Annotated in this window: 18 protein-coding genes and 1 pseudogene; 9 read left to right on the top strand and 10 right to left on the bottom strand. The window is 61.6% G+C overall.

The annotated features are described in order from the left end of the window. Positions 1-152: 152 nt before the first annotated feature. The gene (locus ASG77_RS08250; RefSeq protein WP_082575914.1) at positions 153-590 is read left to right on the top strand and encodes a hypothetical protein; all 438 of its coding nucleotides are present in this window, start codon (positions 153-155) and stop codon (positions 588-590) included. Here the strand turns inward: ASG77_RS08250 and ASG77_RS08245 are convergent. Next, the gene (locus ASG77_RS08245; RefSeq protein ID WP_056343736.1) at positions 587-4675 is read right to left on the bottom strand and encodes an FtsK/SpoIIIE domain-containing protein; all 4089 of its coding nucleotides are present in this window, start codon (positions 4673-4675) and stop codon (positions 587-589) included. The two genes, ASG77_RS08250 and ASG77_RS08245, sit on opposite strands and share 4 nt — an antisense overlap. Before the next feature lie 188 nt (positions 4676-4863). On the opposite strand from ASG77_RS08245, the gene glf reads away from it, so the two are divergent. The 5 genes from glf (at position 4864) to ASG77_RS08220 (ending at position 11743) form a co-directional block, all read left to right on the top strand. Then, entirely contained in the window at positions 4864-6051 is a 1188-nt protein-coding gene (gene glf, locus ASG77_RS08240) for a UDP-galactopyranose mutase (protein ID WP_056345091.1), read from the top strand. Then, a complete protein-coding gene (locus ASG77_RS08235; protein ID WP_056343734.1) occupies positions 6048-8039 on the top strand; it encodes a glycosyltransferase in 1992 nt (663 codons plus the stop codon). The genes glf and ASG77_RS08235 overlap by 4 nt, the downstream gene beginning before the upstream one ends. Before the next feature lie 21 nt (positions 8040-8060). Next, a complete protein-coding gene (locus ASG77_RS08230) occupies positions 8061-8909 on the top strand; it encodes an ABC transporter permease (RefSeq protein WP_442854234.1) in 849 nt (282 codons plus the stop codon). 76 nt (positions 8910-8985) lie between these two features. Further along, the gene (locus tag ASG77_RS08225) at positions 8986-9660 is read left to right on the top strand and encodes an ABC transporter ATP-binding protein (RefSeq protein ID WP_327019620.1); all 675 of its coding nucleotides are present in this window, start codon (positions 8986-8988) and stop codon (positions 9658-9660) included. Between the two features lie 121 nt (positions 9661-9781). Next, positions 9782-11743: a DUF6541 family protein gene (locus ASG77_RS08220; protein ID WP_156380236.1), complete on the top strand. Its 1962-nt coding sequence runs from the start codon at positions 9782-9784 to the stop codon at positions 11741-11743. 35 nt (positions 11744-11778) lie between these two features. Here the strand turns inward: ASG77_RS08220 and ASG77_RS22505 are convergent. The 3 genes and pseudogenes from ASG77_RS22505 to rfbA form a co-directional block, all read right to left on the bottom strand. After that, a pseudogene (locus tag ASG77_RS22505) lies at positions 11779-12314 on the bottom strand (integrase core domain-containing protein); the annotation flags it as partial. Positions 12315-12551: 237 nt separating this feature from the next. After that, the gene (locus ASG77_RS21800; protein ID WP_156380235.1) at positions 12552-12869 is read right to left on the bottom strand and encodes a hypothetical protein; all 318 of its coding nucleotides are present in this window, start codon (positions 12867-12869) and stop codon (positions 12552-12554) included. A gap of 496 nt (positions 12870-13365) precedes the next feature. Beyond that, positions 13366-14229: a glucose-1-phosphate thymidylyltransferase RfbA gene (gene rfbA, locus ASG77_RS08205; protein WP_056343715.1), complete on the bottom strand. Its 864-nt coding sequence runs from the start codon at positions 14227-14229 to the stop codon at positions 13366-13368. Positions 14230-14337: 108 nt separating this feature from the next. On the opposite strand from rfbA, the gene ASG77_RS08200 reads away from it, so the two are divergent. The 3 genes from ASG77_RS08200 to ASG77_RS08190 all read left to right on the top strand — a co-directional run bounded on the left by ASG77_RS08200 (position 14338) and on the right by ASG77_RS08190 (position 19510). Further along, on the top strand, positions 14338-15501 hold the full coding sequence (locus tag ASG77_RS08200) for an acyltransferase family protein (protein ID WP_162254925.1): 1164 nt from the start codon (positions 14338-14340) through the stop codon (positions 15499-15501). Positions 15502-15617: 116 nt separating this feature from the next. After that, positions 15618-17543 (top strand): hypothetical protein, encoded by a 1926-nt coding sequence (locus ASG77_RS08195; protein WP_156380234.1) that lies wholly within the window; start codon positions 15618-15620, stop codon positions 17541-17543. A 194-nt stretch (positions 17544-17737) separates the two neighbouring features. Beyond that, complete coding sequence (locus tag ASG77_RS08190) at positions 17738-19510, top strand: IS1634 family transposase (protein ID WP_056343706.1); 1773 nt, start codon at positions 17738-17740, stop codon at positions 19508-19510. 128 nt (positions 19511-19638) lie between these two features. On the opposite strand, the gene ASG77_RS08185 is transcribed toward ASG77_RS08190, so the two are convergent. Genes ASG77_RS08185 through ASG77_RS08160 form a run of 6 tightly spaced genes read right to left on the bottom strand, consistent with a single transcriptional unit; the run spans position 19639 to position 25276 of the window. Further along, positions 19639-20733: an NAD-dependent epimerase/dehydratase family protein gene (locus ASG77_RS08185; RefSeq protein WP_056345089.1), complete on the bottom strand. Its 1095-nt coding sequence runs from the start codon at positions 20731-20733 to the stop codon at positions 19639-19641. A gap of 24 nt (positions 20734-20757) precedes the next feature. Then, positions 20758-21645: a glycosyltransferase family 2 protein gene (locus ASG77_RS08180; RefSeq protein WP_056343704.1), complete on the bottom strand. Its 888-nt coding sequence runs from the start codon at positions 21643-21645 to the stop codon at positions 20758-20760. A gap of 32 nt (positions 21646-21677) precedes the next feature. Further along, complete coding sequence (locus ASG77_RS08175; protein ID WP_056343701.1) at positions 21678-22094, bottom strand: DUF2304 domain-containing protein; 417 nt, start codon at positions 22092-22094, stop codon at positions 21678-21680. Next, the gene (locus ASG77_RS08170) at positions 22091-22840 is read right to left on the bottom strand and encodes a glycosyltransferase family 2 protein (RefSeq protein WP_056343698.1); all 750 of its coding nucleotides are present in this window, start codon (positions 22838-22840) and stop codon (positions 22091-22093) included. Before ASG77_RS08170 ends, ASG77_RS08175 begins: the two co-directional genes overlap by 4 nt. A 5-nt stretch (positions 22841-22845) precedes the next feature. Next, positions 22846-23922 (bottom strand): glycosyltransferase family 2 protein, encoded by a 1077-nt coding sequence (locus ASG77_RS08165; RefSeq protein ID WP_056343695.1) that lies wholly within the window; start codon positions 23920-23922, stop codon positions 22846-22848. A gap of 37 nt (positions 23923-23959) precedes the next feature. Beyond that, complete coding sequence (locus tag ASG77_RS08160; RefSeq protein ID WP_156380233.1) at positions 23960-25276, bottom strand: lipopolysaccharide biosynthesis protein; 1317 nt, start codon at positions 25274-25276, stop codon at positions 23960-23962. Positions 25277-25517 lie beyond the last annotated feature (241 nt).

Below are 25517 nucleotides of genomic sequence, written 5' to 3'. Positions count from 1 at the left end.
GGGCCCCCTTGGTCATCTCAGTCAAGCCTGTCATGTTAACGCTGTGTAAACAAGGGGTAATACCGCTTGAAATCCCCGGATAGCTGAGCGATACATCACACGGGCATTGCCGACCCCCGCCACTGTCCGACTATCTCCGGTAGGGTGCCAGTGTGTCAAGACCCCCCACGAACCCTGCAGATCCGTCGCCATCCACGCGCCCGCACGGCATTGTGGCGATAGCCCTTGTTGTTGCCGCCGAGGCCACCGCGCTATTGATTGCCGCCGCCTGGTACGGCTACGAACTCCTGACCGGTGCGCCGGTCCTGTCTTTTTGGGGAGCCGTATTTACTCTGGTCCTCTTGCTCGCTTTCTCGGCCTGGCTCTATTCGGTGGGGCACTTCCTCTTCCGTGGGCGCCGGTGGACGAGGGCAGCGGCGCTGGTAGCCCAGTTGTTCGTCCTTACTATCGGCGTCCCGACCCTTACCGGCGGCGTCATTTGGGCGGGGATCGCCATGGTGGTGCCGGCGCTTGCGGCCCTAGTGCTCCTGTTCGACAAACGCGTCATCAGCTACGCATCCCGGACAGGCGAATCGCCTCCGGCGTTCTAGGCACCACCGGCACTTTCGGCGGCCAATCCGTCCTTCGCCTGATCCGGCGGTACCCAGCCCAGCTGGACTGCGGTGGCGCGGCCGTTCTGGATGAGAACGCTCCGTCCCGGTGGCGGGTTGGGATCCGCCTCGAAGCGGACCCCAAAGAGGTCGCCGTCCATGAAGGTCCGGGGCGCGATCAGGATGCCGCAGCCCAGGTTGCGCGCCTGGAACGCCAGTGGGACCCGCTGGGCGAGTACCGGACTGTACCCCGCGGTCATCACCACCGTGATTCCGAGCGTGTTGAGCTCGGTGAGGTCGCGGGTGACGTCCTGCGGCAACAGGTCCGCATCGTCGACCAAGGCAACCGGGTTCCGCTCCAGACCGCCCGTGGTGGCTTGGCGCAGGATCCCGGACCAATAGGCACCCGGGTCGGTGTCCTGCTCCGGCATAAGCCACGGTCCTGCTTCAGGGTTGACCTTTGGCAGGAGCCGGAGGAAAGACGACTTGCCAGACGAAGGGCCGCCCAGCACGGCCAGCACTCCACCCGCAGGCGCCCGGACGGATATCGGTTCAAGTTCGTCGCCGCCCACGCCGATGCGGAGGACGCGCTGCCCCAGCGGGATCCTGCCTTTCAGTTCAGCCGGGATCTGAGGGGTAGCCCGGTTCAGGATCCGGGCCGCGGGAACCACGGCCGGCAGGGGCTCCACTCGGAATGGTCGACGCCGCAGGGAGGGCTCCGGTGCTTGGGCTACCCGCGGATCTGCGGCCGCAGCGCCGGCAGCCGTGTAGAACTGGCAGACTGTAGTTCTTCCACCCGACAGCGCGCCCACAGCGACGCCCCTTCCCACCGCGGGCGCTGTCGGAGGCAGTTTCGGCCAGGCAATCCGGCTGTCGTCGCTGGATCCGGTCGGGAAGTACACCCGGTTGGGTACGGCTGCGAAGAACCTGGAAGTGACCAGTTCCCGCTGTCCCGAGATGATCACCGTGATACCGGCCCGGTTTCCATCCCGGACAAGGTCGTGGAGAACGTCCTCAGCCCACGCCAACGGCCCGGCACGTAAGGCCGAGAGCCAGGATCCCCAGCCGGCGATCACGAGCACCAGCGGTATGTCGTCGCCAGCGGCGGGACGTCCCAGCCGGAGTGACTGCTCCCGTGCCAGACGCTCCAGGATGCGTACCGCACGGCGAAGCTCGTGCAGTCCTGCCGTGGCGCCCACCCGGCAGTGGGAAGCCAACCCCACGAACGAACTGTCCGGGTCCAGCACATACAAGTGGGATTCCCCGGCATGGGATGCCAAGCCGAGGACTGCCAGCCGGATGGCCTCGGGCACTCCTGATTCCGGTCCGCCAATAAGGGCCAGGTGTCCGTGGCCGGCAGGTTCCCAGATCAAGGGTGCGGTTCGCTGTTCGGCGGGCAGGTCCATCAGGCCGAGCGTCACGGACCAGCTGGTGGCACCGGCGTCGGCCTTGGTCCTGTCACTGGCGCCATCGTCGTCGTCAGCGTCGCCTTCTACGGTCCTGGCGGTAGGCGAGCCTGCAGGTTCGGGGAGGAGACAAGGGAGCGGTGCAGCCATTGGCTTCCGGATGGCCGGACGGTTCATGGTCTCCCACAACGCGGACATGGAAGCTATCAACGGGGCTGTTGCCTCGGCCGGAGTCGGTTCATCACCGGCGGATACGGAACCCCCCATCACTGCAGGGGCATCGATGTACTCGGAGGCCAACCATACCGAGATTCCGGCGGGTTCGGATCGGATGGCCCCGGCTGTCAGGGATCCGGCCTGGAACTCAAGCGGAGCCTCCGTTCCGCGGGCCAGATAAGCCCGGCCCGGAGTATCGACGCTGATCCCGGCCGCGGCTTTCGAATTGATGATGTCCACGGATTCCATCTCCGACTGGACGCGCAACGCGATGCTGGTGGTGACGTTGGCGCGGATGTCAGCCGTCAGCGCGCCCTGGGGCCGTTGTGTGGCCATGATCAGGTGGATGCCCAGGGAACGGCCGATGGCGGCGATCCTCATCAATTCCCGCAGTGATTCGGGGGCATCCTCCACCAGCATCCGGAATTCATCTATGACAATCACAAGATGGGGGAGCGGCGACGCGCGGCCCGCCGACGTTGCCCGGAATGACGTCAGGTCCGGCGCCTGAACTGCCGCAAGGCGCTCTTCCCGGAATCTGATCTCGGCGCGGAGGGACTGCAGGGCGCGTTCGAGCTCATGGCTGCTCAGGTCGGTGAGCATACCCACACAGTGCGGGAGCTCGGTCAGGGGTCCAAGTCCGGAGCCGCCCTTGAAATCCACAAAGAGGAAGTTGATGCGGTCCGGCGCGTAGCTGAGGGCGAGAGCAACAGTGAGGCTGCGCAGGAGTTCGGATTTTCCTGAGCCAGTGGTCCCGGCGACCAGCAGGTGGGGTCCGTCGTTTTGGAGATCGAGTGTCCGGACACCCTCAAGACCGCGCCCTATGGGAACGGCAAGCCCGGGCAAGCTGCTGTTTGCTGACCATCGCCTGGATGTTTCGGGCGTGGAGTGGGGGAGCAGCTCTGCGAGCCGGCAGGACGTGGGGATGGACCGTCCCGCACCGACGGGCTGGTTTGCCTCCCGCGCCATGCGGTGGCAAAACCTGTTGAAGACGTCAACGGGCGCCAGATCAGGAGCGAATCGGATGCTGTCATCACTGTCATTGAACACAGACGAGCGTTCACCGAGTTTCACGTCAGCATTCGTCAGCGCGGACCCGCCTTCGGGGGCATGGATGACCTGCCACCCGTGTTCCAAGGCCGTTGCTGTGATCCTGGCCGAGGACTCCTTGCCGTCCAAAAGCAGGAGCACGCCGTGTCCATGAGCAGGTCCGAAGCCTCGCTTAAGCAGGGTCCCGAGAGTACTTGAGTTACTGGAAAGGGTGACGCCGTCCAGATACCGTGCGGCCAGGGGGAGCTGCTCCGCCTTGCCATGGATGACCACCCGGGTATTCCGGCCAAGCGGATAACCGGCAAGCTGCATCAGGAGTGCGCGCACCAGCCCGTCGACGGCGGCGCGTGGCCCGCGGATGGTGGTGAGGGGTCGGGCTGGACTCAACGTTAGTGGCAGCATGCCGGCTGAAGGGACAGAGCGGCCCGGATCCGTGGGCTCGAACCGGAGGCTGGCCGGCTGGATCGCCTGGCCCAGCCGCAGCCAGATGCCCTCGTTGGTGCGCGGCCCGGCACGGTCCCTCCCTGTTGTATCCCCGATGGTCAGGTCCGAGAGCGGCGGCGCGGCCCGCCGTCGTCGTTCCTGGTCATGGGTGACAGCGGCACTGACCGCGGCAGCGAGTTCTCGGCGTTGCCGGCGTCCACCGATCACCGGCACCAGGATGGAGATTGCGGAGACGGCGGTGAAGGCCAGGAACATCCACATTCCGGTTATGACGGCAAGGCCCACGCCGATGACCAATGGGAGCACAGCAGCCAGGAGCAGGGCCGCGCGATTCGTTGGATCGTCGCGGCGGCTGACAACCAGCGGCTCGTGGACATCCATCCCCGCGTCGGCCAGTCCGTCACCGGCAAGCTCGAGGAACACCAACGCCATGGTGGAGTTGCCGCAACGAATGCTGGAGCCGGTCGAAATCTCGGCATTCCGCACGCGCTCTCCGTCCACGTCGGTGCCGTTGGCACTGTCCAGATCAATAATCGTGATGGCAGTTTCAGTGACAACCAGGCGCGCGTGGGTGCGGGAAAGGTCTGCGTCGGGGATGAGTATGTCGGCATTGCTGCGGCCGATGGTGTAAGTGCCCCGCCGCAGCGGCACAACTGTCCCCGCGCCGGCACCGCTGTGGACTGCCAATGCCAGTGACGCCGGAGGTTCGGAGGTGCGCTGCCGCGACCTGCGCGCCGTCAGGTCCGCCCCGTCGACGAGCGTGGCTCCATTGACCAGAGGAGGCTGTCCGAGCCTGAGGTCAGCGACGTGTTGGCCGGCGACAGACACAATCCCGGTCCCGAAGCTTGCCCTCAGCGCGGCCTGCAGTTCCGCACCGGCAGCCCCGTGCGGACCCTCGATGGTCAGCTCCACGGGTGGTTCCTGGAGAGCTGCGCCCGGGCTCCGAACGAGTGTGCAGTGCAGCGGCATGATGTGAAGTCCTAACGGTCAGCTTGTCTCTAAGCTAGCCATCAGGGTGGAGCGTGTCGCGGGGGTGATGCCCGTATGTGGATAAGGACTGAGCTGGCGGATTAGTAGGTCACGATGGGGTCTCGGGTAGGCTGGAACAGCAGACAATGCACTGCGTTGTGCTGCCCTCACTCGAAACTGGAGATTTTGTGACCGCTGACCTCGTCATCGTAGGGTCGGGCTTTTTCGGCCTGACAATCGCAGAACAGGCCGCCACTGAGCTCGGCTTGAAGGTGGTTGTCCTCGACCGCCGCCACCACATTGGTGGGAACGCGTACAGCGAAAAGGAAGAGCAGACCGGGATCGAAGTGCACCGCTACGGCGCGCACCTGTTCCACACGTCGAACGAGCGCGTGTGGGAGTACGTGAACCGGTTTACCACCTTCACGAACTATGTCCACAAGGTCTATGGCGTGCACAAGGGCGAGGTCTACTCCCTGCCCATCAACCTGGCCACCATCAACCAGTTCTTCCGAGCCAACCTGACACCAGGTCAGGCGCAGGCACTGATTCAGGACCAGGCCGGCGAGCTCGCCGGAACCGATCCGCAGAACCTGAACGACAAAGGCATCCAGCTCATCGGACGGCCGCTCTATGAGGCGTTCATCAAGCACTACACCGGCAAGCAGTGGCAGACCGATCCCAAGGACCTGCCGGCCGGCATAATCTCCCGTCTCCCGGTGCGTTACAACTACGACAACCGGTACTTCAACGACAAGTACGAGGGCCTGCCGACCAACGGCTACACTGCCTGGATCGAAAAGATGGCGGAACACCCGAACATCGAAGTCCGGCTGAACGCCGACTTCTTCGACGAGTCGCACGAGTACAGCAAAACCAAGGTTGTCGGGAACATCCCCGTGATCTACACGGGTCCGGTGGACCGTTACTTCGACTTCGCAGAGGGCGACCTCTCGTGGCGCACGATCGATTTCGAAAAGGAAGTGCTCGACGTCGGCGATTTCCAGGGAACATCGGTGGTCAACTACAACGACGCCGATGTGGCGTACACGCGTATCATCGAGCCTCGCCACTTCCACCCCGAACGCGACTACCAGACGGAAAAGACCGTCATCATGCGCGAATTCTCCCGTGCCGCAGAAAAGGGCGACGAGCCCTATTACCCGATCAACACGGCCACGGACCGGGAACGCCTTCTCAAGTACCGCGACCTTGCTTCAGCCGAGAAGGACGTGCTCTTCGGCGGACGGCTGGGCACTTACAAATACCTCGATATGCACATGGCCATCGGCTCGGCCCTGACCATGTTCGACAACCAGATCCGGCCGCACTTTGAAGGCGGCGCCAAGCTTGAAAGTGGAGGAGTGGACGCATGAGCGAGACGGCATCGGCGAACACATGGTCAACTTTGCAGCGCGTGATACTACCGTCGGGCGACCAGATGGACACTGTTTCGCTGTACGTTGATGCCGGAACGGCCAGCGGGATCAGGCTTCGGGAGAATGACGAACTGGCCCGCACCCCCAAGCTCCCGGAACAGAAGCTGCAGATGTTCAGCTCCGGCAGCCGTGAGGCGCACTTCGAGGACCTGCTGACGAGGCAGTCGATGCGTGTCCGTTCGGGTGAGCAGATGTCGTTTGGCACCTACTTCAACGCCTTCCCTGCCAGCTACTGGAAGCGCTGGACCTCCGTCCGGGACGTACGCCTTGTCGTCCGCACCAGCGGCGCCGGAACTGTCACCGTATACAAATCCAATGCGCGCGGGTCGGTTCAGCGCGTTGACGGCAAACATGTCGACGGAGACGCAACGTCTGTCTTTGATCTCACGTTGAAGCCGTTCGGAGACGGCGGCTGGTACTGGTTTGATCTGGCCGCAAGTTCCGGAGAGCTCCTGTTGGAGAACGGTGAGTGGCAGGCCGAGACCAGCCTCGAATCCAAAGGCCAGGTCACTCTGCAGATCACCACGATGAACAAGCCTGATTTCTGCCTGAACAACGCCCGCATCCTCGCAGAGAATCCTGATGTCCTTGAGAACGTCAAGGAGATCCTGATCGTGGACCAGGGGACACAAAAGGTCGAGGCACAGGATGGCTTCGCAGCCGTCAAGGAATCGTTGGGCGGAAAACTCAGGGTCATTAACCAAGCAAACCTTGGAGGATCCGGTGGCTTCGCGCGCGGGATGTATGAGTCCGTGGAGAATGGCAGCGACTACGTACTGCTGCTTGACGACGACATTGTGGTGGAGCCGGAAAGCATCGTTCGGCTGCTGACCTTCGCCGACCACTGCAAAAAGCCGACCATTGTTGGCGGGCACATGTTCGACCTCTACAACCGAAGTGTGCTCCACACATTCGGCGAGGTTGTTGATCCGTTCCGGATCGTCCCGGCCTTGCCCCACGCGGACATGGAAGTACGCCACGACTTCAGCATCGCAAACCTCCGCCAAACGGCTTGGCTGCACCGGCGAGTGGATGTGGACTACAACGGCTGGTGGATGTGCCTGATTCCCACCGAGGTCATCCGGGAGATCGGCCTTTCACTGCCCCTCTTCATTAAATGGGACGACGCCGAATATGGGCTTCGCGCGCGGGAGGCCGGATTCGCCACTGTGTCCCTTCCCGGCGCCGCGGTGTGGCATGTTTCATGGATCGACAAGGACGACCTGGTGGGATGGCAGGCGTACTTCCACGAACGCAACCGCCTGATCACCACCCTGATCCACAGCCCCTATCCCAAGGGTGGGCGAGTACTGCGGGAATCGGTTCAGTCAGATGTAAAGCACCTGGTATCGATGCAGTACTTCACCGAACACGGGCGCATCGAGGCCTTGAAAGACCTCTTCAAGGGGCCCGAGGACCTCCACCGGGTACTCGGCACTAAGCTACCGGAAATCAACGCGCTGAAGGCTTCCTATCCCGACGCCCAGCTGAAGGACGACGTTGATGACTTCCCTGCTCCGAAACTGGGGCGCGGACCGATGGGAGGCACCCTCGTCGGGATGCCCAGCAAGAAGGACCTGATCCCGTGGGGCATCAAGACTGTTGCGCGGCAGCTGATCAAGGCGCCGGGTCCGGAAAGTGCCGAGCGGCCCCAGGGATATCTCGCCCACCGGGACAACCGTTGGTTCAGGGTTGCTCACTACGACAGCGTGGTGGTCTCCAACGCCGAAGGAACGGGCGCTTCGTGGTACCAGCGCGACCCGAAAAAGCTGAAATCGATGCTGACAGAAGCCACCCGCCTGCATGTAAGGCTTTTCCACGAGTGGGATCGGCTGGCCGTGCAGTACCGCAACGCCGTTGCCGAGGTCAGCTCTATGGAGTCGTGGAAGAAGACCTTCGATGCTGCGTCGGAGGATTCAAAGTAGATGTACGGCACCACTGACGAAATGATCCGCCCCGGCCAAGGGCGCGGCCTGCTTGACGTCTATGACCACCGGTTCCTGCTCAAGCTGCTAGTGCGGAAGGAAATCAAGGTCCGCTATCGCGGATCGGTCTTGGGATTGTTGTGGTCTTACGTTAAACCACTGATGCAGTTCCTCATCTACTTCGTGGCTCTTGGGATCTTCCTGAATCTGCAGCGCGGAACGCCCAACTACGCGATTTATCTGTTTGCCGGCATCGTGCTGGTGAACTTCTTTACCGAGTCCCTGGGCAACGCCACCAGATCCATCGTGGATAACCGGGATCTCATCAGAAAGATTTACCTTCCTCGTGAGCTGTTTCCGGTGGCCACGGTCTGGGTGTCGGCAGCGCACTTCCTGCCACAAATCGTTGTACTCATCGGGGCATGTTTGATGGCAGGGTGGACCCCCAGCGTCCTTCAACTGGCGGCAGCCGTGTTGGCCTTTGTCTTGGTTTCAATTCTGGCCACCGGACTGGGCCTCCTGTTCAGCGCCGCCAATGTCTACTTCCGTGACTCGGAGAACATCGTTGACATGATCCTCATGGTGGTCACATGGGCTTCGCCGGTGCTCTACGTCTGGACGATGGTTCAGAACGTCATGGGCCCCTGGTACTGGCTGTATCAGCTGAATCCCATGACCGTCGCCGTGGAAATCTTCCACTGGGCATTTTGGTTCCCAACACTGAAGGAAGACCAGCTGGGGCTCGCCTCGATGCCCCCGGACCTCATGACGGTCTGGCTTCCCGTCGCCTTCCTTATTTCTTTGGCCGTGTTGTTCGTAGGGCAACTGACCTTCCGCCACGCGGCCGTCCATTTCGCTCAGGAGCTGTGACGTGAGTGCACTCGGCAATATAGCCATCAGTTGTAGTGGGCTGCGCAAGCAGTTCATACTCCGCCACACGCGCTCCATGAAGGAAGCTGTCGTCTGGCTGGTCAAGGGGCGCAAGGGTGACCTATCCAAGAAGTTCATGGCACTGACGGATGTCTCTCTGGAAGTGAAACAGGGGGAGACTGTGGCCCTGTTGGGGCTGAACGGCTCCGGGAAGTCCACTCTCCTGAAACTGATCTCGGGAGTCCTTCAGCCCGACGGCGGCACCGTCTACACCCGAGGGCGTGTTGCCGGCCTCATTGAAGTCGGTGCGGGGTTTCACCACGACCTCAGTGGGCGGGACAATGTCTACCTCAACGGTGCGATTCTGGGCATGACCGAGAAGCAGATCGACGAGATGTTCGATTCCATCGTTGAATTCTCGGAGATCGGCGAGTTCATCGATACCGAGGTCAAGTTTTACTCCTCAGGCATGTATCTTCGGCTGGCATTCTCCATTGCCGTACACACGGACCCGGAGGTGTTCCTCATTGACGAAATCCTGGCGGTGGGGGATGAGCCCTTCCAGCGGAAGTGTATCGCCAAGATCAAGGAACTCTCGGCCAAAGGCAAAACGCTCTTTGTTGTCAGCCACGACCTGGATTTGGTGTCGACTGTTTGCGAGCGGGGGATTCTCCTCGAACAAGGCCGAGTCATCATGGACGGCGAAGTGCACGAGGTTGTGGCCGAGCTGCGGAGCCGTACGGCCGCCTGAGCGGCACGCCTCTGTTGAAGTAAAGTTACCTAGTCCCGTCCAGCGCAGTCGACCTTCGCTGGTGTCCATTTAACGAGTACTTGAGAGTGGTGTTTCCGTGTCCTGGTGGCAGTCATTGCCAGTGATTCTTCTTGCCGTGCTGGTGTTCATCGTGCCTGGCTTGATTCTGTCTCTGGCCATCCGGATTCGAGGCGTCAATTCGGTGCTCCTTGCGCCGGCTTTTACAGTCGGAATTACAGGCTTTCTAGCGGCCGTTTTTCCGTTCCTGGGAATCTCCTGGGGTCCAGTGAGTCTCCTGCTTGGGGTGCTGGTAGTCGCCGCCGTGGCGTGGGGTATCAGATACCTAGTGATCCGAAAGCGGCCTGATCCTGAAATTGATTCGCCGCCACGATCTTTATGCGTGGTCGTCGGTTTTGGGGCACTCGCGGCGGCTCTTGTAATTGGGCTCCAGATGGCGACGGCTATGATTTCTCCGGACTCGATCTCGCAAACGTACGATAACGTGTTCCATCTCAACGCCGTGCGTTGGGCAATGGAGACGCGAGACGCATCTCCGCTGAACCTTGGCGCCCTCACCGGAATCAGCGCTTACCCTGCTGGTTGGCACGGCCTGGTGGCCATTATTTGCGAGTTGAGTGGATCAACAATTCCGGTGGCGGTCAACGCTACGAACCTCGCCATCGGTGCGGTCGTCTGGCCGCTCGGGTGCCTTTACATGGTTCAATCGGTGGCCGGACATCGTATAAGCGTTGCAATCTTCTCGTTCATTTTCGCGGCAGGTTTTTCAACCTTCCCCATGTTGATGATCGATTGGGGCGTGCTGTACCCCAATTTACTGTCGATCTCAGTACTCCCTGCGGCCCTTGGACTCGCTTTTACAGCCATGGGCTTAGGCCACCATTACCGGCCGAACTCTCTAGTGGCCTGGCTCAGCCTGGGCGTCGTAGTTGCGGGTGTTGCGCTAGCTCATCCCAGTACGTTCATGGCCTTCCTGGCCTTCAGCGTGCCGGCAATCGTTGCTGTTTACTACTTAAACGTCCGAGGGTCATGGCCACCGCGGTCCCCCTCCAACAGGCGGCGCGTCGTCGTTCTTTCGCTGGCGTTATTGGCCGGGTTTGTTGGTCTCACCATTCTGTGGGGGTATCTACGCCCGCCCGCCGACGCAGCCACTTGGGGGGTTGTCGAAACTCCGCCTCAGGCCATCGGTGAGTTGCTGTTCAACGCGCCCCTTGGCCGTCCGACTCTTGGCGTCCTTAGCCTTTGCCTTGCCGTTGGTCTGATCCGACTTTGGGTGGACAAATCTCGAAGGTGGCTTATTGGAATGTACTGGGTCGGGGCCTTGTTCTTTTTCCTCGCCGCAGGGTTCAATGCGGAGCCGAGATGGTTTGTAACAGGAGTATGGTACTTTGACAGCTACCGCTTGGCAGCGCTCCTTCCGGTCGTTACCATCGGCCCGTCTGTGATCGGAGCCGTCTATCTCGAAGACATTTTGCGACGGCGACTCGCAAAGATCCCGGATTCAGTGCCGGCCCGGTATGGCCGAATTGCTAAATCGATGACGTCCCGCAGGGCTTTTGCAATGCTCGCAGTGCCAGCTCTTGCGGTGATCGTCTTAGTTGCCCAGTTGGGGCCTGTTAGTTTCGCCGTAGAACGGGCACATTGGCAGTATAAGAACAGCGAACACTCTGGGCTCCTGTCACCGGATGAGAGGAGACTATTAGCGCGCCTGCCCGGCATCGTCGAATCCGGCGCCACCATTGCCGGTCTCCCGAGCAGCGGCACGTCGCTTGCATATGCGTTGTCGGACAGAGCTGTCATACAGCCCCACATCCTCACGACGCATGGCTCTGATGTAGACGTGATCAACGCCGGCTTAAAGGATGCCGCAACTTTTCCTTCGGTCTGTGAATCAGTCCGCAAGTTGAATGTTAGATATGTTCTGGATTTTGGAACCCGGACGGTCACAGGAACGCTAGCTGGCTATGGCGGTGTAATGGATCTAGAACCGAACGAGAGTCTAAAGCTCATCGATTCGGAAGGTCCTAGTGCGCGCTTGTTCCGAGTCACAGCATGCTGGGAGTGACGTAGCGTTTCAGCGTCATGCCGTTGGGCATCCGTGGGCCTTTCATGATTGCAGATAGCTTTCCATTGCTCGGCGAAAATACTTCGCTTAGGCCATGGTGTCCATGATTTCTCCGGAGAGTTGTTTCCTTGTGAATTGGGCGCTCAAGGACTCGATCAAGCCGTTTGCCGGGGTGATCCTGGGTCGGTGAATGCGGTGTCGACGCCCGCGGTGTCGCACCAAATCGACCCGTGCAGCGGGTGAATTCCGGCCCGCTATCACGTCTGACATAGGTCGGGGGATGCAGGCTCGGCCATACTGTTCTCCCAGCACCGCCGCCGATACGTCCGACCCTTTGAACGACCGGCGCGGGATGATGGCCATCGCGGTGCGCGTGTAGGCATCGATGTGGTTACAGAACCGGAGCGTGCGGCCCTCAGGAGGTCACTTCGGACTGCATGTCTAAGGTGACCACATGCCTCGGGTACTCGGCCGCGAGGCGGTTCTGTTCCCCGGCGCCGAGCCCGGTGCGTCGCTTCGTCCGCGCTCTGAGTTTGCAGATCAGACCTTCATCGCGCCAGAGCCGGCGGATCCCCTACCCGTTCAGTGCCACCAGGCCGTCCGAGCCGGGCTGGGCCAGCGGGCCTTCCTTGAGGATGTCGATGGCCAATCATTCTCCGCCACCAGGCGCTTGACGGTGGCGTTCTCCGCTTTCAGCTCCTTGGTCCGTTTGGACACCTCCACGTTCTGCAAGTCCTTGCACCCACGGACCCACAATGTGATGTGTTGTGCCTAATCAGAAGTTGTTCCAAGCCCACGGCTGACTGGGTTACTCTTCTGTGATCGTTCCCAGAAGTGATTTGAGTTCGTCCCAGGTGCCGACGTTGCATGAGTTGTCGCGTCGGAAATTGGTCCGGACTGCCTCGCCGTTGATCTCGCCGAAAACATCAGCGATGTTCTGCTGATCGACGGCATGGCATTCTTCGCTGGTCTCGGCGGATTTGTAGTCAAGGAGACTCGGTTTTCTGGCCAAAACACTGCACGCTTGGTCCGCATCGGGGAAATCTGTCCCGTCTACAGCTGAAGCTCCAACACAGACAAGGTGGCGTGTCGCTTGGGCGGCAGCGTTTCCTTTGAGAGTGGTCACTGTTAGCCGCACGTTTGGTTCCTTGGCCGATGCTGGATATGTGGGGCTGCTGGTTTGAGTAGGTTGAAGAGTGGGTGTCGGCGAATCTCTGGGGGATGAATCCGCGATGCTGCAGGCGCTGAGTGCTATAGCGGCAGTGGCTATCGAAAGCATGACTTTGAGGGGGGTTCGCATGAAGCTCCTTGGCTGAACGGCAACCTTCACGATACTGGATCTGCCGCAAGGCAGTTGTAATCTCTGTTTGTCGGACCCTCTGTGGATTCCCTTGGCCGGCGTGCCAACCTTGTTCTTTCGCATTCCATCCTGATGTTCGAGAGCAACGATGCCCACATCATGGCTCCTAAGCGATGCGAATCGACCGGTACGCAAGGGAAAGCACGTGACAGTTCGATAGTAGGGTCGACCGGATTTGAGACTGAGAGAGCGTTCCACAAGCGTGTTCAGCGGGCTCACCTTATTGAGGCTTCGTCAGTTGGTGCGAACAGGAAATGATTGGTCAGGCGTCCAGGAGTTCCAAAAGGTAGGCGCCGTAGCCGCTTTTCACCAAGGGCTCTGCTCGCTGGCGGAGGTCGTTGTCGGAAAGGAAGCCCAGCCGCCACGCGATTTCCTCAGGAGCGCCGATCTTTTGACCCTGCCGGGTTTCTACCGTTCGGATAAAATTCGAAGCGTCGCTGAGGTCGTTGAAGGTTCCGGTGTCCAGCCACGCAGTGCCGCGGGGAAGGATCTCCACCTGAAGGTCGCCGCGCTCTAGATACACCTTGTTAATGTCGGTGATTTCCAACTCTCCGCGTGGGGAGGGCTTGAGCTTCCTCGCAATGTCGATGACGTCGTTATCGTAGAAATACAGGCCCGGGACAGCGTAGTGGCTGCGGGGGTTTGCTGGCTTTTCCTCAAGCGAGAGCGCCTTGCCATCCGCGTCAAACTCCACCACGCCGTAGGCAGATGGATCCTTGACCCAGTAGCCAAAGACGGCACCGCCCTGGATGTTGGCGTGCCGTCGCAGCTGCGTGCCCATGCCCTGCCCATAGAAAATGTTGTCACCCAAGACCAGGGCAACGGTGTCATCGCCGATGTGATCTGCGCCAAGAATGAAGGCTTGAGCCAGGCCGTCCGGGTTGGGCTGCTGAACATAGGTGAGGTTTACGCCGAACTGCGAACCGTCACCCAACAGTCGCTTGAACTGGTCCGCGTCGTGGGGCGTCGTAATGATCAGGATGTCGCGGATGCCCGCCAGGATCAATGTAGATAGAGGGTAATAGATCATTGGCTTGTCGTAAACCGGGACTAGTTGCTTGCTGATGCCAAGGGTGATGGGGTGAAGCCGTGATCCGGTGCCCCCGGCTAGGATGATTCCGCGCATGCGTCCATCATTGTCGCAGCCTTGGCGCGAGGCAAACCGGGACGGTAACGTCCGCGAGGTAGAATAGCGTGTCGCCGCCAATTCCAATCAGCCGAACCCGGAGCCCGCGTGTCATCAAAAAAAGCCCGTTCAGGACTCATCGTGGGCCGACCACTTGATCCACGGAACAACAGCCTTAATCTCATCAGACTGATATTGGCCCTCGCCGTGTTGGTCCACCACAGTTGGCCGTTATCCGGAACTCCGGACGAACCAATCTTCGCTGGCGACACGTTGGGCGGCTGGGCCGTCTCAGGATTCTTCGTCATCAGTGGTTACCTAATTACCGGCAGCAGGTTCAGCCATGGACTCGGAGACTATTTGGTGCACCGCGTTGCACGGATCATGCCCGCGTTCATCGTCTGCCTGGTCATCATGGTCGTCTTCTTTGGTCCCATCGGTTACGTTGCGGCCAAAGGCAGTCTTGCAGGGTATTTCGGAACGGCAACGTCGCCGCTGAATTTCGTCATTTCAAACCTGACATTGAAAATGAACCACTATGACATCGCAGGGACGCCTTTGAATGTCCCGTACGCAGGGGCTTGGAATGGTTCCCTATGGAGTCTCTACTATGAGTTCCTTTGCTACCTAGTGGTGGCGGTCATTGGCTGCTTTGCGATTTTCCGCAAGTCGCCCTGGTTTATCACGGTGTTCTTCGCTGTCTCGGTACTGGCCCAGGCGAACATTGAATTCATCAACAAATACACCGACGGAAACTTCGATGTGGTGCTGCTCCTCAAACTTTTGCCGTTCTTTCTCGGTGGCGCTGTGGTCTTTGCATGGAAATCCAGAATCGGGATTCACTGGGCACCCGCGGTGGCCAGCCTCCTTGTTGCGATCCTGATGGTGTCTGTCTTCCCCTCCTGGGGCGGACAGGCGTCCGGTGCCCTGATTGCCTACGGCACGCTCTGGATCTCCTCGAGACTCCCGCAGCCCAAGGTTATTGCCAAGAACGATATTTCCTACGGTGTCTACATTTACGCTTTCGCGTTCCAGCAGCTGTTGGCTGTCTTTGGTGCACACCATATGGGCCTTGTCTTATTCTCCCTGTCCGCCGCTGCCCTCACGATCCCCACGGCCATCGCGAGCTGGCTGCTGATTGAGCGGCCGGTCATGCGCCGAGTCCGCCGGAACGACCATGGCGCTAAGCCTGTGGCGGCAGAGACGGGCGCCCTGGCGCCGCCCACGCGCAAGCTGGCCCAGGATGCGGTTGCCGTCCATACGTCTTCGTGACCGCGTTGGAAACTCGACGGAAAGCGGGCGCGGGCGGACTTCGGGGACGCTGGCGTGTCGGCGGCTTGTTCTATGCCCAGCCGAATCGAACTGAGCTTGCGGCCATCCTGAGGGGCGTGGCAGCAGGGGCGATCGTGGCCGCCGTCGTGATCGCCCTGCGGCTTAGCGGCTTCCTGACCGCCGGGTGGGCCATAGCACTGCTGCTGGCCTGCCTAGTGGCATTACCCTCCGCCCGGACATTCTCCGGCCGCGTGACGCTTTCCCTCAGCATTTTGCTGGGCCTGGTGCCGCTGCTGTGGTGGATTCCCTCGGGGTTCGGTGCGTTGGGCCGCGGGACACTGGTGCTCGCCACTGTGCTCGGGGCTGTCGCATTTGTGGTGGCGAGAGGCTTCCCATCGGGCGCGCGTAGGCTCGTTCCGGAATTCACTTGGCTCGATGCACTTCCGATAATCGCTGCAGCCCTGTCCGTCTGGGTCCATTTCCGACTTCTGTCGGTTCGCGCTTATGACAAGGCCCTGAGTCTGCTAACCATGAACTGGGACAACGCCTCCCACTTCGATATCTTCCACATGCAGAGGGTCTACGGCCAGGTTATTCCGTTGCTTGGAGCCTCTCCGGATGGAAGCGGCTGGTCCTTCAAAGATTACCCGCAGGGCTTCCACGGCATTGTGGCCATTTTCGCCGAGCTAACATCCTCCAAAGCCGCCGGGACGGCCGCCTCAGAGTTGGTCAACTATGCCAACGGCAGCGCACTGGTTTCAGTTCTGGTGGTTGTGATGGTTCTTGCAGCCCTCGCCGCCGTACGCGCATTCCGACGCCGGCCCGTCATCGCATTCCCAGCGTTGATGCTCGTGGCCGCAGGCTGGATTTTCGGTCCGGGATCTTCGGCATCCCTCCATGGCTTCCCCAATTTTTTCCTGGCCGTCGGGCTGGCATCGGTGGCCATCGTCCTCGCCACCGGCATGGACAGACCCCTCCGATCGGCCCCGCTGCTTTCCTTCGTGGCCTGCGCAGTGGGCGTGGCCCACAACTGGGTGCTCCTCGAGGTGCTGGTGCTGGGTGCCGCAGGGGCAGTGCTGCTGCCCTGGAACCTGCGGCGCTGGCGTGCCACCCGCGCCGGCTACTTGACCGCGGCCGGAATCGGGCTGGTAGGCCTGGTGGGAATTGTCCCGGCCCTAGTTCAGCTCGCTGGGGTCTCCACAGAGGCCGTCCTCTATGGCGTGGGCGGCGTACCTATTCCGGACCTGGGCCAGTTGGCGTTGATCATCATTGGTAGCGCGGCATTGGCCCTGCTGGTGTTCGTCAAATCGTCCCGACTTTCTGGCGGCGCCCTGCAGCGGCTGCGGTGGTCCTTCGCTGGCCTGGCCGCAGGGTTTGTGCTGGCAGTCTATATGGCGGTGGCTCAGCTGACCAAGGGCGGCACGCTGACGTACTATTCCTACAAGCTGGGGATTGCATTGTTCCTGGCAGGGTTGGTGACCCTCTGCCTGTCTTTGGCTGCACTACTAGAGGTCTCGCGCATTCGCCGTCCTTCTGCGGACGCGCAGCGTCAGGAGGATGAAATCGTGCACTCAGGCGGGCTGAGGGTAGCCGGAACCATTACCGCGTCGGTGCTGGCCACAGTTGCCGTCACCCAGGCCTTCGGTTTCACTTTTCCACTGGCTGCAAAGGGCCTCCCGCCGTCGTCCCCTTCGGCGGTGGCCATGGCCAAGGAACTGGCCGTCCTGAAGGAGGTGCCCCCGTCCGTGGCGATGTTGATGGCTGCCACAAAGGACCGTGAGGGCCAGCCTGCCGTGTACGTCACCACGCAGCCCACGCACATTGACGCCATCCTAGCCAAGCAGTGGTATGACGGCCTCACCGCAACCTACACCGAGGGTGGTTGGCGACTGTCGCTGAACATGTTCGAGCTCAGCGGCGGCGTGGACAACCTGCGTTTGGTGGTCAACAAGATCGTGAAGGCAGACCCGTCTGCGCTCATCATCGTCGATCCGGACAACCAGGCGGCGCTTAATCACATCTTGGCCACGTTGGACGACTGAACTGCTGCGCTCCACCACAGTGCATGGGCCGCAGTAGGCGTGAGCAGCCAAGCTTAGACCGAAGTTACGTTGGCCTCTTGGCCGGGTTCCGTTGCGTTCCCGGCCAAGGGGCCACTTTTGTACCGTCATTTGTAGCCACTAAATTGTGCGTGTCGCTGACAAATGGTCACCGTGGGTCGCTGTAGAATCAGGGCATGGCACGGACAACGCAGGCGATGCACGTAGCCCGGACGAAGAGCCGGCGGGTGAACAAGGCCGGGGAAACGGTCGAGTACGAATCGGTGCTGCTCCGCCGGTCCTTCCGGCAGGACGGGAAGGTCAAGCACGAGACCCTGGCGAACCTCTCGGCGCTGCCGGAACCGGCAATCGAAGCGGTCCGCGGCGCGCTGGCCGGCAACCCGGCGGTGTTCTCCGCCGAGGGCCTGGAAGTTGTGCGGTCCCTGCCCCACGGCCACGTTGCCGCCGTGGCCGCCCAGGCCAAAGCGCTCGGGATGCCCGCGCTGCTGGGACGGGCCGGGCGGATGCGCGACATTGCCGTCGCCCTGGTGATCGCCCGGGTCTGCCGTCCCGCCTCGAAGCTGGCGACCACCCGCTGGTGGACCGACACCACCCTGGCCGAGGACCTCGGAGTCGCCGACGCGACCACGGACGAGGTCTACGCCGCGATGGACTGGCTCGCCGGCCGGCAGGAAGCGCTCGAGAAAGCCCTGGCGTCCCGGCACCTGTCCGAAGAAGCGAATCCGGACCGGCTGGCACTGTTCGATCTGTCCTCGTCCTGGGTGACCGGACACAAGTGCCCGCTGGCGGCCCGCGGCTATTCCCGCGACGGGAAGAAGGGCCTGGAGCAGATCGAATACGGGCTGCTCACCGACCCGCACGGCCGGCCGGTCTCCGTCCGCGTTGTTCCCGGCAACACCGCCGATCCCACAGCCTTCGAGGACCTCGCGGCGGACTTCAAGACCCGGTACCGGCTTGGCGAGATGGTCATGGTCGGGGACCGCGGCATGATCACCAGCGCCAGGATCGAACAACTCAAGGAACTCGGCGGCCTCGGCTGGGTCACCGCGCTGCGCGCCCCGGCGATCATGGCCCTGGCCGCCGAGAACGGGCCCCTGCAGATGTCCCTGTTCGACCAGACGGACCTGGCCGAAATCTCCCACCCCGACTATCCCGGCGAACGCCTCATCGCCTGCCGCAACCCCGCCCTCGCCGCCGAACGGGCCCGCAAACGCGGCGAACTGCTCACCGCCACCGAGACGGAACTGGTCAAAATCACCGCCGCCGCCGAAGCCGGGCGCCTCCAAGACGCCGGGAAAATCGGGCTCCGTGCCGGCAAAGTCATCGGCAGATACAAGATGGAAAAGCACTACAGGCTCACCATCACCGAGACTTCCTTCACCTTCGCCCGCGACGAGGAACAGATCGCCGCCGAAGCCGCCCTGGACGGGATCTACATCATCCGCACCACCATCCAGGACACCCACATGGACGCCGCCAGGGTCGTGGCGACCTACAAGTCCCTGGCCAACGTCGAACGCGACTTCCGCTCAATCAAAGCGATCGATCTGCAACTGCGCCCCGTCCACCACTACACCGAAACCCGGGTACGGGCCCACGTGTTCATCTGCATGCTCGCCGCCTACCTGACCTGGCACCTCCGCAAAGCCTGGGCACCGCTGACGTTCACGGACGAACACCGGCCCGAACCGGAGAACCCCGTCGCGCCCGCCGCCCGCTCGACCGCCGCGCAGACCAAAGCGTCCCGGCGCACCACAGCCGACGGGCAACCTGCCTACAGCTTCCGCTCCCTGCTCGACCACCTCGGGACCCTGACCCGCAACCGACTCCACGTCAACGGCACCGGAAAGAACGCCGGCTTCGACCTCGTCACCACGCCCACACCCATCCAGCGCCAAGCCTTCGAACTCATCGGCCAGCCCATCCCGACCACTATCGGAGGCAAGTAGCCAGACAAACAACCACCGGAACCCACGAAATCCCCGCCACGACGGGGATTTCACGCGTCACGACAAACGTAACTTCGGCCTAAAGTAAGGCGACGGCGGTACCTTTCGGTACCGCCGTCGCCTTACTTTTAGTACGGCTGGACGTCCGGCTGCGCGTCAATCCAGGCGCCGAGCCTATCAATGCCCTGCTCCAGGTTGTACTGGGGCTTCCAGCCGAGCGTGGCTTGAGCTTCCGTCACGTCTGCCCACGCGTGGCGGACGTCTCCCTGGCGGTACTGGCCAGTGACGTGCGGCTGGGGCGCGCCATAGCGGGCCGCGATGATCTGCGCCGCGGTGCCGATGGTCTGGAATTCACCGGAGCCAATGTCCATCGGTTCGCCCTGGACGGTAGGGGAGAGGGCGCCAGCAACAATGGCCGCAGCGACGTCGTCGATCAAGACGAAGTCGCGACGGACCTCGCCGTCTTCATACAGTGGGATGGACTTGCCGCCCATCGCCATCCTGCAGAAGAGGCTCATGATTCCTGTGTAGGGATTGATCAGAGACTGTCCAGGGCCGTAGACGTTCTGGAGCCGCAGGATCACGGTCTGGACGCCATAGGACTTTGCCCAGGCTTGAATAATGTTTTCCTGGGCGAGCTTGGTGGCACCATAGACGCTGACCGGGGCCGGGAACGTCTCGGAGGCTTTCATTGCTGCAGGAGTGGAATTGGGGAAGTCCCACTGGGACTGGTCCAGGGTGGTGCTGGTGCGCTGACCCGGGTAGAACCGTTGCCCGTCGGTGTCATACCAAGGGCCCTCACCATAGACGGCGCGGCTCGAGGAGAGGACGATCCGCCGCGGTAGCTTGCCGTGGCGGTTCAGGCCATCGAGAAGTTGAGTAGTACCCACCACGTTGACGTGAGCGTGGCGGGTGGATTCCTCCAGCGACTGTCCGGTGCCGGTCTCGGCTGCCAGGTGGATGACGACGTCGGGGGTGACGTCAGCGAGGACCTTGTCCCAAGTGTGTGCTTCGGTGATGTCCGCTACCACCAGCTCGGCACCGTGGTGGAGTTCCGCGGGACGGTCACCGGAGGCGTGGATCTGCGGATGCAGGTTGTCCACCACCACGACACGGTCAAAGTTGGCCACCAGGTCGCTTGAGATGGCGCAGCCAATGAAACCGGCACCGCCGGTTACCAGGATCGTTCCCTTGGTCTGTGCTTCGGGGGCGGGTGTAGTCATCGTGGGCCTTTCTGTGGCTGACATCTAGTTTCCGAACGTATGGCCGAGGAGGACCTTGGCGGCCGGGAAATTCCTGCTCGCCAGGGCCTTGGGTAGGAGGCTGAGAGCGTGGGCACGGGATGTCAGGCGCAGGTTCGCAGCGCGTGAGGCCCTAGTCCACCCGTTGAGTTTTGCCTGGTCTGCCGACATTGCGAAATACTCGCGTTCGCCAGCGAACCGTGAGCCGTCAACAAGTTTGGTGGAGGATGCGCTTTCAGAGTGGCGGCGGTAGGAGAAACACACAGTGGGCTCGAGAAGGAGTTGGCCACCTCGATAAACCATGTCCATTACCAGGGCGAGATCCTGGATGATGGGGAATCCGGAGCGGAATTCGACGGCTCGGATTTTGTCCGTGCGAAATGCCAGTGACGGCCAGTAGAGCCAGTCACCGTGCATCAAGTTGGTGGCGAGGTGTTCACCGGACAGCAGCCGGGGTCCCTGCGTGCGGGGCCGGACGATGTACTGCTTGGTGCTGTCCACCAGTGTGCGCACTAGCGCCCCCCCGCCATCGATGATCTGGACACCAGGCTGGATAATGGCCGCCTCTGGGAAGCGCTCGTGAGACTGAGTCACTACCCGGACGTAGTTGGGCAGCAGGATGTCGTCGCAGCCCAGGATGACCATGACCTCTTCCGTGGCCAGGGAAACGCAGGTCTTGTAGTTCTCGGTGATTCCGGCATTCTGATCCTTGCGTATGTATTTGACGCGCGGATCTTCGATGGCGGCCATGAACTGCTGGATCTCATCATTGGGGTATGCGTCGTCCACAACGGTGAGGAGCCAGTCGCCAGAGTCCTGTTCGAGGACGCTGCGGACCGTTTCCTTCATGTAGCCTGGGTGGCCCCAGTAGGGAATGAAAATATCAAGTGCCATGAGGGATCCAATACATTGGGGCTGAGCGGGAGTCAGCCGCGGTCAAGGGGGGCGGGCTCGGCTGCTGTTGCGGGCGCTGCTGGCTTGGGCCGTTCAGCGTCCAGCCGGGCTTCGAGCCGTTCGATGTGCGTCCGGAGGATTGCTGCTTCCTCGGCAAGGGTGCGGGTCTCGTCCTCTACTACAGAGATTTCCCACGAAAGATGAAGGCAGACGCCGAGGGCCAGCACGATGGCCATTGCGAACAGTAGGTTGGAGGGAACTTGGACGCCGAGCAGCCGGGCCGTGAGGGCCAGAAGCTGTGGGAAGGCTGCCAGAACCAGCGTCGCCAGGCCAACCACCAGCCACAGCGCTGCGTATTTTTCGCGAAGTTTTTTCCGTCGGAGCATCTCGACGACGATGACGACGATTATTAAGGAAAGGACGAAAGGGGCCAAAACGGACAAGATCATGCTCTCTCGGGTAGGGGTGAAGGTGTTCCAATCTGCGAGCGTCGCCGCATCAGGGCGAAGAGCAGGGCGAAAACCGAGCGGCCGAGGTAGATCGCCGATTTGACCGGGTTGTGGCTGGGAGTGCCGCCCTGACGTGGGCGCATTTCCACAGGAACTTGTGTGATCACGCAGCCGGAACGGATGGCCACAACAAGGGAATCGATGGTGTCTCCCAGGTATTCGGCCGGGTAGTGGTCAATATACTGATCGATGCCGCGGCGGTTGGCCGCCTTAAACCCGGAGGTAACATCTGTCAGGCGAGTGTGGGCTAGGCCGGAAATGACTTTGGCGAGGAGGACCATGGCCCAGCGCCGGGGCCCTGAGACTTTGTACGTGCCGCGCTCCGCAAAGCGGGCGCCGATTGCGATGTCCGCTTCCGAGAGTGCTGCAAGGACCCGGGAAATCTCCTTAGGATGATGCTGGCCGTCTGCGTCTACCTGGATGACGGCGTCGTAACTGTTTCGCTTAGCGTATTTGAAGCCGGCGCGCATGGCGCCGCCCACACCGAGGTTGAACGGAAGGTCCAGTACTACTGCGCCGGCTTCCGAAGCGACTGCGGAAGTGGCGTCCAGGGACCCGTCGTTGACAACCAGGACGTCATACGTCTCGGGAAGTGCCAGCACTTCCCGGACTGTATTGCCTACCGACTCTGCTTCGTTCCACGCCGGCATGATGACGAGGGCGCGGGTGTAAGGGGGTATTGACATAGCTACTAATCTATACCAGAACCGCCGCGGGGAACGGAGGACGGCGCGGCCCCAGGGGCCTCGGATCCGGGAGTCATAGCCTTCCTGACGCCGTACGCGGCGTGGATGTGGCGGAGGTAGAGTAACGAATACACCCTGGGTGCCAGCTTGAGCAAAGTAGCTCCCGCGCCGATGACCTTTTGTGCGGCCAGAGTCTTTGCCAGCATCGCCCATGAGATGTCACGGCGGCACGCCGCCACAGTGGCCGCCGCTGCGGGCGAGTCGCTGCCGCGGGCAATAGCGCTTTGAGCCACCTGCAGGATCACCAACGTGCGCATGCAGTTGTAGGCCGGCGTGTACTTGCCTTCCTTGAACCGCGCGCCTAAATGTTCATCGAGGTGTTTCATGGCCACTGCGGTGTCCGCTACTGTGGGGATCCGGCCCCAGGTCAGGGAGCTGTCCATGATGTAGTACCGGTACACGGGCGTATTGATGGACCGGACACGGCGGGAAAGCGAATGCAGTACGACATTGTTGGCCATGTCCTCGAAGCGGGCGGCTCCCTCGGCGAAGCGAACCTTCTCAAATAGCCCCCGCCGGATCAGCTTGTCCCACGGGAACGGGGTGAGCGCATCGCACATGGCCAACCGGCACGCCTCAGCGCCGTCGAACTCGCCAAGAGCCCGTGAGGCGTTGGGACGCTCCTGACCGTCGGACTGGACCACGATCCGCCCTCCCACCACTAGGTCCACGCCCGGCGAAGTAGCTGCATGCATGGTCTCCAGGAATGTTGGAAGGTACTCGTCATCGCTGTCGATAAAGCTCAACCAGCCGCCACGGGCGGCATCCAGCCCGGCATTGCGAGCTGCTGAAACCCCGGCATTGAAGGGCAGGGCAATTACCGTAAGCTGGCTGCGGAATTCTGCTTCGAGTTTCCTGGCCAAGGCTAAGGTCCCGTCCGTGGAGTGGTCGTCCACCACGATCAGTTCGAAGTCCGTGTCGGTTTGCGCCATTACGCTCCGCACAGCCCGCTCCAGGAACTCGGCTGCGTTGTAGGCAGGCAGGATAACGGTGGTCCGCGGACTGACGGGATTGTGGGGCACTAGACGTCCTTCACTTGTAGTTTGTCGAGGAGATAAATCAGGGGTGCGCGGTAGCAACGGTCCGACCGCCGCGGAAAATGGCTGCGACGTGAATTGCCGCTCCAACGGCGGGTCCGGCGGCGAGCGCTACCGCGGTGCGGACGGACAGAGGAAGGGGAAGCAGTAGGCAGAGTAGGCTCACGACGGTGCCGCTGACCCATCCCGCTGAGTAACCACGGTGCATGCCCACGGCGAGAGCAGCGGTACCGGTCAGCGTCAGGATGGCCATCAGAGCGGCGTCGAAGGTCAATGTGGACAAAAGCCACGCAGGGACGTCGTACTTTCCCGGGAATAGCAACTCCATCAGCCAAGGACCGAGGAGTCCGGCGCCGATGCCGCCAACCATACCTACGGCGAGACATAGGGCCGCCGGTCGGACGAGCGCACGGATGCCCCGATGGCGCTGATTGACGAATGATGATATGGCAACACCCTGGAATGCCTGCAGCGGCACCATGATCGGTGCCCTGGTGAGCTGGATGGCGAGCAGTAGGCCGCCCGCGGTAGTCAACTCCTCCGTAGTGCTGGTAAAGCTGAGGATCACCGGAAAACCTACGATCAAGGCTGCCGTCGCACTGGACGAGAGTACGGCGTGTCCCGTCTGCTTTAGGTAGGCACTGCTCGGCGCATCGGCGCGGGCGGCGGCGGCGCGCCGGGCCGCGGGTGACAACAGTAAGAACAGCAGCCAGAGGAAGGCTGCCAGGGCACAGGCAACTTCCAGGCCAAGGAGTCCGACCCCGATAAGCACCACAGCACCCACGATGGCCAGTCGAACGAGCGCCTCAGCACCCATCAGTTTAGAGTAAAGGGTCCAGTCCTGCCTTCCGGCAGCTGCGCCGGCAAGTGCGGAATGCCCGGAGTAGGCAATGGCTGCGACAGCCAGTGTGGGCAGGAGCCAGGGGGTCTTGCTGCCGAGCACGGAAGGAGCCCACAACCAAGAGGACAGCACCACCAGCACGGCAAGGATGGTTCCCACGAGGAGCCCGTTGGCCATCACTGTGGGGTGCGGACGGTTCCCGACATGATTGGCACCAAGGGTTTCGGCTGAGCGTACTGCGCGGGTGGTTTCGCTTTGAATGCCAGAGAGGACGCCGAAAACGCCGAACAGCGCGCCCCAGAACACGCTGAATTGTGCGTACTCTTCCGGGCGCAGGTGATTTCCGGCAATAACCAGGACCACAAAACCTGCAGCCGCTGCCACGATGGAAGCGGCGCCCACCCCGGACGCGCTCTTGGTACTGATCGTCCGATCGATGGAAGCTTCGGCAGCCCGCATCGACGGTACGGTGGCGGGCTTTTTCCAAGGCAAATTCATGTGGGGCTTTCCGTGGCGACGCGAAGACCGGGGTTTCCCAGGTGCCTTTCGATCTTACGGTAAGCTCCTTGGCTCAGTCCCCTGTGTGTCCTCGCTCATTTGCTCAGATTTTTCGTGACCTGCCGGTCCTCGTTGCGGAATGTCGAACGTTTCGCGCCCGTACTTTGCAAGGCGCCGGCAACAAGTGTAACTGCTGTTCCGGAGCTACTAGAATTTGCTGCACGGTCGCACAACGCAGTGC

The sequence above is a fragment of the Arthrobacter sp. Soil762 genome (assembly GCF_001428335.1).
Lineage (GTDB): Bacteria > Actinomycetota > Actinomycetes > Actinomycetales > Micrococcaceae > Arthrobacter.
This window is presented reverse-complemented; position numbering and strand designations above follow the sequence as displayed.